A 755-nucleotide genomic window follows, 5' to 3' on the forward strand; every position below is an offset into this window, starting at 1 on the left:
CGGCGGCGCGTTCGCCCCGGGCATCGAGATAGCCCTGGACGCGCTCGCGTCGCGGGCGGCGCAGCTGCGCAACGTCGAACTCATCCCACCCCGCTCGGTGATCGGGAAAAACACGGTCGAATGCCTCCAGTCCGGCATGATCTACGGGGTGGCGGGCCAGGTGGACGGCCTGGTACGCCGCATCACCAACGAACTGGACGCCGACCCCGTGGTCATCGCCACCGGCGGGCTGGCCTCCCTCGTCATCCGCGAGAGCGAAACCCTCCAGCACCACGAGCCCCACCTGACCCTCATCGGCCTCCGCCTCATCTTCGAGAAGAACACATAAGAACTCCCGCCAGCCCCGTCCGCTCCCGGCGCCTCCGCGAGGGCCACCGGCAACTCACCCACGTCACCGGCCGCTATCACATACCCATGTGCAACTCCCGCACTTCGTGGTCGCATTGACATCGATGCGCCGGGAAGGCAGCGGACGCGGGTGCGTGACCAGCCGACCGTAGACTTACGACATGGCGGTGGACGTGTCCGTGCGGGACCTTGTGCGTTCCTACGCGTCGTTGCGTGACACGGTCGGCCAGAGCGCCGGTCCGGGCGGGCGGCTGCTGCGGTTTTACAGCGTCGAATGCGGCCTGAAGGCTGCCTACCTCGGCAAACGGGGTACGAGCGCACGAGGGCACCGAGTCCCTGCCGCAGGAACTGCGCAGCCACGACCTGCGGCGCCTCGCCAAGGCGCTGAACCTCGGCCAGACATATCT

At 67.9% G+C, this 755-nt stretch carries 1 protein-coding gene; it reads left to right on the forward strand.

Annotation, left to right across the window (positions count from 1 at the left end; genetic code table 11):
- Window positions 1-328 (forward strand): type III pantothenate kinase (locus NBW84_RS10625; RefSeq protein WP_250284089.1); only part of this gene is annotated, 328 nt, incomplete at its 5' end.
- Window positions 329-755 lie beyond the last annotated feature (427 nt).

It is taken from the genome of Protofrankia sp. CiP1_Cm_nod2, from assembly GCF_920664355.1.
In the GTDB taxonomy this organism is placed as follows: Bacteria; Actinomycetota; Actinomycetes; order Frankiales; family Frankiaceae; genus Protofrankia.